General features: G+C 72.5%; 10 protein-coding genes and 1 tRNA gene. 4 read left to right on the plus strand and 7 right to left on the minus strand.

The window, feature by feature from the left end:
• Positions 1 to 9: 9 nt before the first annotated feature.
• Positions 10 to 1,245: a hypothetical protein gene (locus C8046_RS09755; protein WP_146197122.1), complete on the minus strand. Its 1,236-nt coding sequence runs from the start codon at positions 1,243 to 1,245 to the stop codon at positions 10 to 12.
• Between the two features lie 169 nt (positions 1,246 to 1,414).
• Between C8046_RS09755 and C8046_RS09760 the strand changes: the two genes are divergently transcribed.
• Positions 1,415 to 2,458: a glutathione S-transferase family protein gene (locus C8046_RS09760; protein WP_109229275.1), complete on the plus strand. Its 1,044-nt coding sequence runs from the start codon at positions 1,415 to 1,417 to the stop codon at positions 2,456 to 2,458.
• A gap of 84 nt (positions 2,459 to 2,542) precedes the next feature.
• Here C8046_RS09760 and C8046_RS09765 read toward each other — a convergent pair whose 3' ends face one another.
• A complete protein-coding gene (locus C8046_RS09765) occupies positions 2,543 to 3,157 on the minus strand; it encodes a TetR/AcrR family transcriptional regulator (protein ID WP_109229276.1) in 615 nt (204 codons plus the stop codon).
• A gap of 132 nt (positions 3,158 to 3,289) precedes the next feature.
• Between C8046_RS09765 and C8046_RS09770 the strand changes: the two genes are divergently transcribed.
• On the plus strand, positions 3,290 to 4,795 hold the full coding sequence (locus tag C8046_RS09770; protein ID WP_109229277.1) for an MFS transporter: 1,506 nt from the start codon (positions 3,290 to 3,292) through the stop codon (positions 4,793 to 4,795).
• Between the two features lie 46 nt (positions 4,796 to 4,841).
• A complete protein-coding gene (locus C8046_RS09775) occupies positions 4,842 to 5,546 on the plus strand; it encodes an alpha/beta fold hydrolase (RefSeq protein WP_235866270.1) in 705 nt (234 codons plus the stop codon).
• 61 nt (positions 5,547 to 5,607) lie between these two features.
• On the opposite strand, the gene C8046_RS09780 is transcribed toward C8046_RS09775, so the two are convergent.
• The 5 genes from C8046_RS09780 to C8046_RS09800 form a co-directional block, all read right to left on the minus strand.
• The gene (locus C8046_RS09780; protein WP_109229279.1) at positions 5,608 to 6,561 is read right to left on the minus strand and encodes a hypothetical protein; all 954 of its coding nucleotides are present in this window, start codon (positions 6,559 to 6,561) and stop codon (positions 5,608 to 5,610) included.
• A gap of 121 nt (positions 6,562 to 6,682) precedes the next feature.
• The gene (locus tag C8046_RS09785; RefSeq protein WP_109229280.1) at positions 6,683 to 7,861 is read right to left on the minus strand and encodes an RtcB family protein; all 1,179 of its coding nucleotides are present in this window, start codon (positions 7,859 to 7,861) and stop codon (positions 6,683 to 6,685) included.
• A gap of 155 nt (positions 7,862 to 8,016) precedes the next feature.
• Positions 8,017 to 8,090 (minus strand) — tRNA-Gly (locus tag C8046_RS09790).
• 123 nt (positions 8,091 to 8,213) lie between these two features.
• Complete coding sequence (locus C8046_RS09795) at positions 8,214 to 10,004, minus strand: hypothetical protein (RefSeq protein WP_109229281.1); 1,791 nt, start codon at positions 10,002 to 10,004, stop codon at positions 8,214 to 8,216.
• A gap of 236 nt (positions 10,005 to 10,240) precedes the next feature.
• Entirely contained in the window at positions 10,241 to 12,724 is a 2,484-nt protein-coding gene (locus tag C8046_RS09800; RefSeq protein WP_109229282.1) for a GH36-type glycosyl hydrolase domain-containing protein, read from the minus strand.
• A gap of 175 nt (positions 12,725 to 12,899) precedes the next feature.
• On the opposite strand from C8046_RS09800, the gene dcd reads away from it, so the two are divergent.
• Entirely contained in the window at positions 12,900 to 13,478 is a 579-nt protein-coding gene (dcd, locus tag C8046_RS09805; protein ID WP_109229283.1) for a dCTP deaminase, read from the plus strand.

The raw sequence follows: 13,478 nt of genomic DNA on the forward strand, positions 1-13,478 counted from the left end.
CGACGCCGGTCACGGCGCCTTGAGGAACGTGACCTCCTTGAGCACCTGCATCCAGACCGTCCACACCCACGCGACCTGCCCGACGGCGAGCCCCGCCACGAGCAGCCACGTCCAGGCCCTGGCGGCCCACCGGGGCCGCGGCACGAGCGCGACCAGCACGACCGCGAGCGGGAAGGCGAGCAGCAGGAAGCGCAGCTGGCTGGAGATGAGATCGCCGACGGCGGCGAGGTACAGCAGGTACGCGGCGCTCCAGACCCAGAGCTCGACGCCGATCCGGCGCGGCGAGCCGGGCCGCGCGATCGCCGCGAGCGCCAGCAGGCCGACGATCAGCGCCACAGCGGCGATCGTGAGCGCGACGCCGAGCGGCGAGAACGTCTCCACCCGCACCCAGCCGTTGAAGACGCCGACGCCGCGGTCGGGTCGCCAGGCGCCCTGGGTCGCGACGTAGGCGTCACCGCGGCCGGTGGCGAAGCCCGCGATCAGGGGCCAGACCCCGCCCGAGAGCCCGGCGACGCCGAGCAGCCCGACGCCGAGCACCGCCTCGCGGCGACTCAGCGCCTCACGCCCGGCGCGGTGCTCGCGCCAGCGCAGCAGCAGATGGACGGCGACGACCACGGCCATCGGCAGCGCGACCGCCCGCGTGAACCCGAGCGCCGCGACGGCGAGCATCGCCCAGGCGTAGCGCCGCCGAACGAGCAGGAGCAGCGTCGTCGCCACCAGGAGCAGCGCGAGCGACTCGGTGTAGGCGACCTGGAGCACGACGGCGGAGGGGAAGAACGCGATCACGGCCACCGTGGCCAGCGGGAGACCGGGCCGCGCGGCGACGGCCCCCGGTGCCGCCACCGTCACCAGCCGGTGCACCACGAGCAGCGCCACGGCGCCGAGCACGAGCGAGACGAGAGGTGCGACGACGATCCAGGTGCCCCCGGTCGCCGTCGTGATCGCCCTGACGATCATCGGGAACAGCGGGAAGAACGCCCACTCGTTGATGACGACGACGCCGTCCTGCGTCGGGATCGCGTCCGGGTAGCCGTGGAGCCAGATCTGCTCGTACCACCAGCCGTCCCACCACCGGCCGACGAAGACGCCGTACGGGGGACGCCCGGCGTCGTCGGGCCACCAGCCCTCGAACGACTCGCCCTGGTGGGTGCGGGCGATCAGGAGCGCGCCGGTGACGAGGACGCGGCTGGCGAGGTAGACGGCGAGGACCTGCCACACCCAGCGCGGGCGCGGCCTGGTGATCACCGGGTCAATCTAGTGGGCGCGGTGCCTCGCGCCGCGCGCCCGCCGGAGCGCGAGATCGGGCCGTCGGGGTGCCTCGTGGCGCCTCGCTCATCGTTCACCCGCGGGGCCCCGGCGTCGAGGGTGGTGTCCGGACGTAGCCGGGAGGCTGTGGCGCGGGCATGATGGACAGATGGGTGAAACTTCAACGACCGACGCGTCCACGCAGGGCGTGTACTCCAAGCCGGGCGAGGCGTTCGAGCGGGACACCCGCTACATCACCACGCGGGTGACGCGCGACGGCGAGGAGGGCTACCCGGTCGAGGCCGGCCGCTACCGCCTCGTGGCCGCGCGGGCGTGCCCGTGGGCGAACCGGGCGATCATCGTGCGCCGCCTGCTCGGGCTCGAGGACGCGCTGTCGATGGGCCTGACCGGCCCCACCCACGACGCCCGGTCGTGGACCTTCGACCTCGACCCCGGCGGCGTCGACCCGGTGCTCGGCATCGAGCGGCTGCAGGAGGCGTTCTTCCGGCGCGACCCCGACTACCCGCGAGGGATCACGGTGCCGGCGATCGTGGACGTGCCGAGCGGTGCCGTCGCGACCAACGACTTCGCCCAGATGACGCTCGACCTGTCGACCGAGTGGACCGCTTTCCACCGCGACGGCGCCCCCGACCTCCTGCCGGCGGCGCACCGCGAGGAGATGGACGAGGTGATGACGCGGGTCTACACCGAGGTCAACAACGGCGTGTACCGGTGCGGCTTCGCGGGCTCGCAGGAGTCCTACGACCAGGCCTACGACCGGCTGTGGACGGCTCTCGACTGGCTCGAGGAGCGGCTGACCACCCGGCGCTTCCTCGTGGGCGAGACGATCACCGAGGCCGACGTGCGGCTGTTCACCACCCTCGTGCGGTTCGATCCGGTCTACCACGGGCACTTCAAGGCGAATCGCAACCTGCTGCGCGAGATGCCGGCCCTGTGGGGGTACGCCCGTGACCTGTTCCAGACGCCGGGCTTCGGCGACACCGTCGACTTCGCCCAGATCAAGGAGCACTACTACGTGGTCCACAGCGACATCAACCCGTCCGGCATCGTGCCGGCGGGTCCGTCGCTGGGCAGCTGGCTGACGGCGCACCACCGCGAGGAGCTGGGCGGTCGCCCGTTCGGCGACGGCACCGCGCCCGACCCGGTCCGCGACGGCGAGCGCGTCCCCGCGGAGCACACCCCGCTGCGCTGACCCTCACCGCCTGCCCCTCGAGGGGGTACTTCCCGCCGCACCCGGGGGTACTTGCCGCCCCTCGAGGGGGTACTTCCTGCCCCCTCAGCCCTCGCCGGGGTACCCCACGGCGAGCGGCAGCAGCACCCCGTCGATCACGCGCTCCATCGACGCCGCCGAGAACGGCTCGTCCGAGAACGCCTTGAGGTAGAAGACCATCGCGGGCCCGACCGACGCGATGAGGTCGAGGTCGCGCCCCTCCGGGACCTCGCCGCGCTCGCGGCCGCGCTCGAGCAGCCCGCGCAGCACCGCGACCCGGTCGCGAACCAGGCGCTGGTGCAGCATGTCGGTGATCTCGGGGTGCTCCCGGGCGGGTGCGAGGAGGTCGGTCGTGGCGTCGTCGTGCGCCTGGCTGATGAGGCGCGGGAGCGACATCAGGTCCCCCCGGAGCGAACCCGTGTCGGGCACCGACTCGACCGTGAGCGCGGGCGCCCTGGCGACCATCGCGTCGACGGCGAGGTGCACCTTCGAGGACCAGCGGCGGTAGACCGTGGCCTTGCCCACGCCGGCGCACTCGGCGACGTCGTCCATCGTCATCGCGTCGAACCCGCGCGTGACGAGGAGCTCGCGGGCGGCGTCGACGATCGCCGAGTCCTTCGCGGCGTCACGACGGCGGCCGGGGCGTCGCTGCGGTGCGACCTCGGCTCCGATCGGTGGCATGGGTGGCTCCTCTCGCCGCCCTCATTGTGGAGTGCCTCACGCCGTCGAGCAAATTCGACACCGACCGTTCCGGAACTCCGAGTTCTGTATTAGCGTGTCGCCTCGAACGCCCGACGCACCCCTGGAGCACGCATGTCCGCAGCGCCCGCCACCCCCGCCCCGAGCCGCCGCCGCTGGCTCGTGCTGGCCACCGTCGCCCTCGCCCAGCTGATGGTCGTGCTGGACACCACCATCGTGAACATCGCGCTCCCCACCGCCCAGGCCGATCTCGGCTTCGGCGACAACGACCGCCAGTGGGTCGTGACGGCCTACGCCCTCGCGTTCGGCGGCCTGCTCCTGCTGGGCGGCCGTCTCGGCGACATCATCGGCCGCCGACGGATGTTCCTGATCAGCCTCGTCGGCTTCGCCGTCGCGTCCGCGCTGGGCGGTTTCGCCGACAGCTTCGGTCTGTTCGTCGCCGCCCGCGCCCTCCAGGGCGTCTTCGCCGCGGGCCTCGCCCCGGCCGCGCTCGCCGTGCTGACCACCACGTTCACCGTGCCGCGCGAGCGCGCCCGCGCGTTCGGCGTCTTCGGCGCTATCGCCGGCATGGGTGCCGCCGTCGGCCTCCTCCTGGGCGGGTTCCTCACCGAGACCTTCGACTGGCGCTGGAACCTCTTCGTGAACGTGCCGATCGCCGTCGTCGCCTTCGTCGCGGGCTTCGTGCTGCTCGAGCGTCGTCACCAGCGCGGCGAGCACCGACTCGACGTGATCGGCGCCGTCCTCGCCTCCGTCGGCCTGTTCGCCCTGGTCTACGGCTTCTCGCAGGCCGAGCCGCGCGGCTGGGGAGACCTGCTGACGTGGGGCCCGATCGTCGCCGGTGCGATCCTGCTGGTCGCGTTCGTCCAGCGCCAGCGCACCGCCGCCCACCCGCTGCTCCCGCTGTCCGTCGTGCTCGACCGCGATCGCGGCGCCGCGTTCCTCACGATGCTGATCGCGAGCGCCGGCATGTTCGGAGTCTTCCTGTTCGTCACGTACTACCTGCAGTCGGTTCTCGGCTACACCCCGATGCGCACCGGCGTCGCGTTCATGGCCACGTCCGCCGCGATCATCGTGACGGCGCAGCTGCAGACCAACCTGCTGCTCCCGCGGTTCGGCCCCAAGGTGCTCGTGCCGATCGGCATGGCCGTCGGCGCCGGCGCCCTGGTCATCTTCACGACCCTCCAGGCCGACAGCACCTACGCCCACGTCTGGCCGGGGCTGGCGCTGTTCGGCGTCGCGATGGGCCTGATCATGCCCGCGACGTTCCAGCTCGCCACGCTCGGCGTTGCCCGCGACCAGGCCGGTGCCGCCTCGGCCGCCGTGTCCACCAGCCAGCAGATCGGCGGCGCCATCGGCACCGCCGTCCTCAACACGATCGCCGCGACGGCCGCCACGACCTTCGCGGCCGCCAATGCGGCCTCGCCGTCCGTCGGCGTCGACTCGGCGCTGCACAGCTTCCAGACGGCGTACTGGTGGGCGGCGGCCTTCTTCGTCGTCGGGCTCGTCGTGACGGCGCTCCTGTTCCGCACCCGTGCGGACCGGGCCGCGCGCCTGGCCGCGACGGCGACGGCGACGCCCTCCCCGGCCGACGAGACGCCCGCCCCGGCGCTGGCACACTGACCCGATGACGCTGGCGACGAGGACCCAGGGCTCGGGATCGGTACACGTGGGTCTGGTCCACGGGCTCGGGGCCGACTCCACCGCCTGGCAGCCGCTGATCGACGCGATGCTCGCCACGGGGGGCGTCACCGCGACCACCGTCGACCTGCGCGGTCACGGCGAGAGCCCGCGTGCCGACTCCTACGCGCTTGACGAGCTCGCCGCGGACGTGGCCGAGACGCTGCCCGCCGGGCTCGACCTCGTCCTCGGGCACTCGCTCGGAGGGGCGGTGCTCGTCAGGGCGGTCGCTCACCTCCGACCGGCCCACGCCGTCTACCTCGACCCTGGCTTCGGGCTGACGCTGCCGACGTCCGGCATCGGCGGCCGGCTCTTCTGGCTCGCGCCGCGCGTGAGCCTGGCCGTGGCCGCCCTCGCGCAGTCCCGGCGGACCGCCGCGAAGGAGGCCGCCTACACCCCCGCGATCCGAGCGTCGCTCGCGGCGGCCCGGGCGCGGTTCGACTCGTCGATGGCCGTGGACGTCTTCCGCGACGTCGCGTTCCACCCGCTCGCCGTCGAGGCCCCCGTCGTGCCCTCGACGATCGTGCTGTCCGACGACTCCCCCGCCGTCGTGCCCGACCGTCTCGCGACGGCGCTGGAGCACCGCGGCTGGGACGTGCGCCGCATCGCCGGCGTCGGCCACGACATGCAGCTCGAGGCGCCCGAACGCGTCCTCGCGTGCCTCGCCGACCTGCTCGGCCCGCCGCCTCGCTGAGGCGGGCGGCCGGCGAGATCCGGCGCGAAACGCGCCACGCGCCCCACGCGCCCCACCCGCACTACCCGCCCCGGACGAAGGCGGCGATCTCCGCGGCGTAGACGGAGTACGGCCGCTCGAGCGCGTGCTCCCGGACCCGTGCCATCTCCCGACGCAGCGCCTCCGGGTCCGACGCCACCCCCTCGACCGCCTCGCGCAGCAGCGCGGGGTCGTTCACCGGGACGAGCCGAACGGCGAGCTCCTCGTACCCCTGGATCCCGCGCACGGCCGTCGCCACCACGGGCACGCCGAACGTGGCCGCCGACATCAGACGGACGTGGCCCGCGCTGACCGAACGGTCCTTCAGAGCGACGATCAGCAGCTCCGCGTCGGCGAGAAGGGCGTCGTGCTCGGGGCGGGGCACGTCGCTGCGCACGGCGACCCCGGCGACGGCGGCGGGGGTCTCGATCCGCGCCCGCTCCGCCGACGGGCAGATGATCGTGAGCGGCCAGTCCCGTCGTGCCGCTGCCGCGATCACCGTGTCCCAGTCGCACGAGTTCCGCCCGGTCGAGATCCACCCCTCACGTCCAGCTCGTTCCCACGGCACGGGTTCGTCCACGAGCCGGTCGTCGAAGCGGTAGAACGGGATGACGACGAGCCGGGACCGCTCGATGCGGTACCGCTGCGCGTAGTCGTCCCGCTCCCACCCGGTCATCACCTGGGCCCGGAGCACGACGCGCGGAAGCAGGAATCGGTACGCCCACGTCACGAGGCGCCCGCGGCGCCCCGGCAGGAACTCGGTGAGCACCAGCGCCCGACGCCGCGCCACCCACAGCAGAGCGGCGAGAAGGACGAGACCGGCGGCGCTCCGACGGCCCTCGTTCGTGAGGATCGTGCCGGCGCTGCCCGCCGCCCGGACCAGCCGGACCGACTCCACGAGGCGGTGTCCCCCGTCGGTCGGGTCGTGGGCGTCGACGAGCTGCCCGTACCTGATGTCGCTGACGATCTCGGCGGTCGAACCATTGACGGTCACCATGGGGCGCTCCTCGTCCGCGGCACTCCTGAGCGGATGCCTAGCGAAAAACTAACAGGAAACGCACGACGGCGGAGGCCGAGCTCCGTACGGAACCCGGCCTCCGCCGTCGTGATCGGACGCCTCAGTCGCCCTTGACGTTCACGATCTGGTGCAGGACGTGCTCGATCTGCACCAGATCGGCGGCATCGGCCATCACCTGGTCGATGTCCTTGTAGGCCGCCGGGATCTCGTCGATGAACGCGTCGGTGTCCCGGTACTCGATGCCCCGCATCGCCTCCCGCAGCTCGTCGTGGGTGAAGAGCCGACGCGCCGCGGACCGCGAGTGGTTCCGACCGGCGCCGTGCGGGCTGGACGCGAGCGAGAGCCGGTCACCCTTGCCGGTGACGACGTAGGAGGCCGTGCCCATCGACCCGGGGATGAGGCCGGGCTCGCCCTTCCGGGCCCGGATCGCACCCTTCCGGGAGACCCACACCTCCTTGCCGAAGTGCTTCTCCTGCTCGGTGAAGTTGTGGTGGCAGTTGACCCGCTCGGCCTCCACGAGCGACGCACCGAGGTGGGTCTCGACGACGGCGATCACCCTGTCCATCATCTCCTCGCGGTTGGCGAGGGCGAAGTCCTGCGCCCACCGCAGCTCGCGGATGTAGGTCCAGAACTCGTCCGTGCCCTCGACGAGGTAGGCGAGATCGGGATCGGGCAGGTCGATCCACCACCGGGTGCACAGCTCGGCGGCGACGGCGATGTGCCGCAGCGCGATCTTGTTGCCCACGCCCCGGCTGCCCGAGTGGAGGAACAGCCACACGGTGCCGGTCTCGTCGGCCGTCACCTCGATGAAGTGGTTGCCGGAGCCGAGGGTGCCGAGCTGCAGCCGCCAGTTCTTCGCGTACCGCGCCGGGTCGAAGCCCGCCCTCCCGGCCTTCGCCTCGAGCTCGGCCACGCGCGCGGCGGCGGACTCGGTGAGCTCCGTGTTGTAGCTGCCCGCCGAGACCGGCACGACCGCCTCGATCGCCTCGCGCAGCGCGGCGAGGGATCCGGCGGCGCGGAGCTCGTCCTCGCTCCACTGGGTGCGGACCGCGATCATGCCGCAGCCGATGTCGACGCCGACGGCGGCCGGGATGATCGCCCGGAGCGTCGGGATGACGGAGCCGACGGTCGCGCCCTTGCCGAGGTGCGCGTCCGGCATCAGGGCGAGGTGCGGGTGGATGAACGGGAGGGTGGAGGTGCGGACGGCCTGCTCGCGGGTGTTGTCCTCGAGGATCGAGGCCCAGCTGACCAGGTTCGTGGCGAGGTGCTGACGGGTCATCTTCCTGTGTGCTTCCTGGTGGAGAGTGGTGCGCGCAGGACCGTAGCCCGGGCCTCGGTCGCGGGGCGACGGAAATACGGGACGGACGTTCGCCGTCGGGCACCGACAGCGCCCGGGAACGACGAAGGCCGGCCCCTCGCGGGACCGGCCTTCGGTGGAGCGGATGACGGGAATCGAACCCGCGCTATCAGCTTGGGAAGCTGAAGTTCTACCATTGAACTACATCCGCATGAAGCCGAGCCATGTCAGATCGCAGCTAACTCAGCGCGGCAACGCAGACCATAGTAGCCGCTCCGAGCGCCAGGATGAACCCGACACCACGGGCCGGCGACGGCGAGGTGTCGGGCGGGGGCTAGGGGACGTCGCGGCGCGTGATTCCGCGGTAGCCGGCCTCCGCGATCGCGTCCCCGGCGGCGACGGAGTCCGTCTCCACGCCGGCGAACCGCCACAGCTCGGCGCCCGTGACCGGGTCCAGCCCGACGGCCGCGTCCGACAGGTGGAGCACGGTGACGCCGTCGAGCAGGAGGACGTCCCACACGTACGCCTCCTCGCTGACCGGCACCGTCCACGCGACCTGGTCGGCACCCTCGAGCAGCCCGACGGCGGCGTCGTCCTCCCCGATCACGACGGCGCGGCTCGCGTCCCCGTAGCCCGACGGTTCGGCGACGTTCCCGGTCCAGACCTGGGCCCCCGGCGTCGCGAAGGAGTGCAGCAGCTCGCCGGGGGCCCCCGTCGCGAGGTCGAGCCCGATCAGCTCGCGGTCCCGCAGGAAGGCCGGCCGCGCGGGTGAGGAGTCGGACGGGTAGGCCAGCCGGACCCCCGGCGTCGACCACTGCAGCGATCCGGTGAGGTCGTAGCGGTGGACCGACGTGACGGACGTGTCGCCGGGCTTGTCGTAGCTCATGCAGTAGAGCGCGTCCCGGGCCGGCGTGGCGCGGTTGCAGTCGATGACGTCGCCGACGGGGCCGGTCGCGAGGTCGACGAGCATCGCGCCCGGCTGCGACCACAGGAGCGCGGTGCCGCCGTCGAGATCGCGCCAGCGCACGCGCTCCATCGTGCGGTTCGGGTCCGGCTTGTCGCCGCTCCCGGACAGCACGTCGGAGAACATCAGCTCGGCGCCGGCAACCTCTCCGACGTCGGTCGTCCACTTCACGGAGCCGTCAGCCGCGAGGAGGGAGAGTGACGCGTGCGGCGCGTTCGGCTCGGTGACCCCGAGCACGAGGAGTCCCTCGGGGCGGTGGTGCAGCGACCAGACGGACGTGAGCGTCGTCGGGACCTCCGTCACCTCCCCCGTGGCGACGTCGATCCGGGCGAGCACGTACGGCTCGGCGGCGACACCGTCCTCGGGCACGGCCGACGACGTGGTGAGGCACGCGAGGACGGCGTCCACGACGTCGTGGGCGCACGCCCCGTGGCCGATCTCGTGGGTCCACAGCGTCCCGCCGGAGCGCGGATCGAGCCCGGCGACGTGCTCGAGCGTGGAGTAGTTGGCACCGAGCCCGACGATCCACGCGTCGGGGGTGACGGCGATCTGGGACGAGTCGACCTGGCCGTCCCAGGAGTAGACGAGGTCCGCGCCCGCCACGATGCTCGCGGGGTCGACCTGCCAGGCGATCGGGAGCTCGCCGTCGGCGGTCGACGGCGAGGCGGTCGGTCCGGTCGGATCCGCCGTGGAGGTGCCTCCGGGTGAGGCGGGAGCCCCGGTCGAGGCGGGGCCGCGAGGGTCGGTCGGGGAGTCGAACAGCTCACCGATGCTGCCGACGAGCGCGTTCAGGCCGTAGAGGACCGCCGCAGCGAGGGCGACGATCCCGACGACCAGGCGACGACGGCTCGGGGACCGCGAGACCTGGGTGAACGGGTGGGCGGGCGGCGACTGGGGTGCGGGGGACGGCGTCTGTGACGGGGGCCGCGGGGCGACGGGCGGGAGGACGACGGGCGGCGGGTCCGTACCGGCCGGGGGCGCGGGCGACGGCGAGGCGTCGGGAGGCAGCGGCGCCGTCGGATCGCTCGCGGACGGCACCGCCCAGAACGCGTTCGCGGGGCCGGACGGGCCCGGACCGCCGCCCGGTCCTCCCGCCGCCGGTGGGAGGTAGGGGTTCGGCTCGCCGTCGTCGTCGGCACGTCCGCCGCCCCCTGCTGCCATGCCGTCACTCTAGGACCGCGAGACCGCCGACCGGTGGACGGGGAGCGGAGCAGACCTGCCCATCGTCCGACGGCGACGATCACCCCCGGGAGGGACCACACCCACCCCCTCGAGGGGCAGCAACCACCCCCGAGAGGGACTGGAAGTACCCCCTCGAGGGTGGGTGGGTGGCGGGGCGGGCGGCGGGGCGGGCGGCGAGGCGGGTGGGTGGGTGGGTGGGTGCGGCGCGGCCCGCGTCAGAGCGTGACCGCGACCTTCACCACGGACCCGGCCGGCGCGTACGGGACGAGGTTGCCCTCGATCGGGGCGCCGTCGACCACCAGCCGGCCGCGAGCGCCGCGCGCCCCCGAGTTCGTCACCTCGATCTCGTAGGTCGCCCCGCGCGCGACGCGCGTCACCGTGTACGACGGCACCTCGGGCCCGATCTGTGGGTCGACGACGAGGCCGTCGTGGTCGGGTCGCACGCCCAGCAGGTACTGCGAGACCGCCACGAAGTTCCACGCCGCCGTGCCCGTGAGCCAGGAGTTCTTCGCCTCACCCGTGCGAACCGCCTCCTTGCCGGCGATCATCTGGGCGTACACGTACGGCTCGAGCTTGTGCACGTCGCTGATCGCCTCGCGGTAGGCCGGCGTGATCCGCTTGTAGTAGTCGAACGCGCGGTCACCGCGGCCGACGACCGTCTCCGCGATGATCACCCACGGGTTGTTGTGGCAGAAGATCCCGCCGTTCTCCTTGTACCCGGGCGGGTAGGTGGAGACCTCGCCGAGCTCGATCCGGTAGGTCGTGTAGGCCGGGTGCTGGAGCACGAGCCCGTGCGGCGTGCCGAGCAGCTCGCCCACGGAGTCGAGCGCGCGGGTGGCCGGCGACGTCGCCGTCGAGACGCCGTCCTCCCCGCGCTCCACGCCCACCCCGGCCATCACGGCGAAGCCCTGCGGCTCGATCCAGATCTTGCCCTCGGGCGAGGCGTCCGTGCCGACCGGGTTGCCGAAGTAGTCGTAGGCCCGCAGGAACCACTCCCCGTCCCACCCGTGCGCGAGGATCGCCTCCCGCACCTGCGCGACGGCGGTGCGCGCCGCCGTCGCGACGTCGCCCAGCCCGCGACGCTCGGCGAGCGTGGCGTAGGCCTCGCCGTAGAGCACGAGCTGCGCCGCGATGAAGACCGACTCCGCCACGCCGTCGGTCTTGTTCTCGGTGGTCTGGAAGGACTCGCCCGGCTCGGTCGAGAACGCGTTGAGGTTGAGGCAGTCGTTCCAGTCGGCGCGGCCGATCAGCGGCAGGCCGTGCGGACCGAGGTGGTTCACCGTGAACTGGAACGAACGCGTGAGGTGCTCGAACAGCGGCACCTCGGTGCCCACCTCGTTGTCGAAGGGCACGGGCTCGTCGAGGATCGAGAGGTCGCCCGTCTCCTTGAGGTAGCCGTCCACGCCCGCGATCAGCCACAGCGGGTCGTCGTTGAAGCCGGAGCCGACGTCGTTGTTCCCGCGCTTCGTGAGCGGCTGGTACTGGTGGTACGCGCTGCCGTCGGCGAACTGCGTCGAGGCGATGTCGATGATCCGCTCGCGGGCGCGCTCGGGCACCAGGTGGACGAAGCCGAGCAGGTCCTGGTTCGAGTCGCGGAACCCCATGCCGCGGCCGATGCCGGTCTCGAAGAACGACGCCGAGCGCGACATGTTGAACGTGACCATGCACTGGTACTGGTTCCAGACGTTGACCATCCGGTCCAGCTTCGGGTCCGTCGAGGTGACCGAGAACGTCGAGAGCAGGTCGGTCCAGTAGTCCTTCAGGCGCGCGAGCGCGGCGTCGACCGCGGCCGGCGTCGCGAAGCGCTCGAGCAGCGCGTGGGCGCCCGACTTGTTGACGACCTGGTGGGCGTCGTCGGCCCACTTGAGCTCGTCGTCGTTCTCCTCGTAGCCGAGCACGTAGACCAGCTCGTGGCTCTCCCCCGGCGCGAGCTCGAGCCGGGTGGAGTGCGAGCCGATCGGGTACCAGCCGGAGGCGACGGAGTTGGTCGAGGCGCCGGCGCGCGGCACGGCGGCCTCGGCGAGCGACGCGTACGGGCCGCCGACGAAGGAGTCGCGGTCGGTGTCGAACCCGTCCGCCGGCTCGTTGACCGCGAAGACGGCGTAGTGGTTGCGGCGCTCGCGGTACTCGGTGCGGTGGTAGATCGCGCTGCCGCCCGACGGCACCCGCTCCTCCACCTCGACCTCACCGATCGAGAGGTTGCGCTGGTAGTTGGTCTGGTCGTCGGAGGCGTTCCAGAGGCAGAACTCGACGTAGGAGAAGAGGCTGACGCTCTTCGGGGCGTCGGAGACGTTCGTGACGACGACCTTCTGCACCTCGGCGTTCTCGCCGAGCGGCACGAGGACCGTGGTGGCGACGCGGAGGCCGTTCCGCTCGCCGGTGATGCTCGTGTAGCCCATGCCGTGGCGGGTCTCGAAGTGGTCGAGGTCGGCCTTCACCGGCATCCAGCTCGGGGTCCAGACGTCGCCGCCGTCGTTGACGTAGAGGTAGCGGCCGCCGGCGTCCGTGGGGATGTTGTTGTAGCGGTAGCGCGTGAGGCGGCGCATCTTCGCGTCGCGGTAGAAGGAGTAGCCGCCGGCCTGGTGGGAGATCAGGGAGAAGAACTGCTCCGACCCGAGGTAGTTGATCCAGGGGTAGGGCGTGTGCGGCGTCGTGACGACGTACTCGCGGGCGTCGTCGTCGAAGTGACCGAACTGCATGGCGTTCCTCTCGGGGTGGCGGGTGGGGCGCAGGGCTGCGGTGCCGGTGGAAGCGCTCCCACCACCAGGGTAGCCGACCAGATCGGGCGTGGCGGGCAGGGCGGGGTCCGTTCCGGCACCCTTCGCCCACCGGCGCCCTTGCCCGCCCCCGAGGCGCACCGACTACCGTGGTCGCGTGCTGCTCTCCGACCGCGACATCGCCGCCGAGCTCGACTCCGGCCGTGTCGGCCTCGACCCCTACGACCCGGCGATGATCCAGCCGAGCTCGGTCGACGTCAGGCTCGACCGCTTCTTCCGGCTCTTCGACAACCACAAGTACCCGGTCATCGACCCGGCCCAGGACCAGAGCGAGCTGACCCGCCTGGTCGAGGTCGCGCCCGACGAGCCGTTCGTGCTCCACCCGGGCGAGTTCGTCCTCGGCGCCACGCACGAGCGCGTCACGCTGCCCGACGACGTCGCCGCCCGCCTCGAGGGCAAGTCCTCCCTCGGCCGCCTCGGCCTCCTCACGCACTCCACCGCCGGTTTCATCGACCCGGGCTTCACCGGTCACGTGACCCTCGAGCTGTCCAACGTCGCGACGCTCCCCATCACGCTGTGGCCCGGCATGAAGATCGGCCAGCTCTGCTTCTTCCGCCTCTCCAGCCCGGCCGAGCACCCGTACGGCTCCGGCGCCGGCGGCTCCCGCTACCAGGGCCAGCGCGGCCCCACCGCCTCCCGCTCGCACCTGAACTTCCACCGCACCACCGTCGAGTAG

This window comes from Serinibacter arcticus, assembly GCF_003121705.1.
Lineage (GTDB): Bacteria > Actinomycetota > Actinomycetes > Actinomycetales > Beutenbergiaceae > Litorihabitans.

What these genes read in the sequence shown, in the direction of transcription:
- C8046_RS09760 (WP_109229275.1), top strand. Translation starts at nt 1,415, where the DNA reads ATGGGTGAAACTTCAACGACCGACGCGTCCACGCAGGGCGTGTACTCC.
- C8046_RS09765 (WP_109229276.1), bottom strand. Translation starts at nt 3,157, where the DNA reads ATGCCACCGATCGGAGCCGAGGTCGCACCGCAGCGACGCCCCGGCCGC.
- C8046_RS09770 (WP_109229277.1), top strand. Translation starts at nt 3,290, where the DNA reads ATGTCCGCAGCGCCCGCCACCCCCGCCCCGAGCCGCCGCCGCTGGCTC.
- C8046_RS09780 (WP_109229279.1), bottom strand. Translation starts at nt 6,561, where the DNA reads ATGGTGACCGTCAATGGTTCGACCGCCGAGATCGTCAGCGACATCAGG.
- C8046_RS09785 (WP_109229280.1), bottom strand. Translation starts at nt 7,861, where the DNA reads ATGACCCGTCAGCACCTCGCCACGAACCTGGTCAGCTGGGCCTCGATC.
- C8046_RS09795 (WP_109229281.1), bottom strand. Translation starts at nt 10,004, where the DNA reads ATGGCAGCAGGGGGCGGCGGACGTGCCGACGACGACGGCGAGCCGAAC.
- C8046_RS09800 (WP_109229282.1), bottom strand. Translation starts at nt 12,724, where the DNA reads ATGCAGTTCGGTCACTTCGACGACGACGCCCGCGAGTACGTCGTCACG.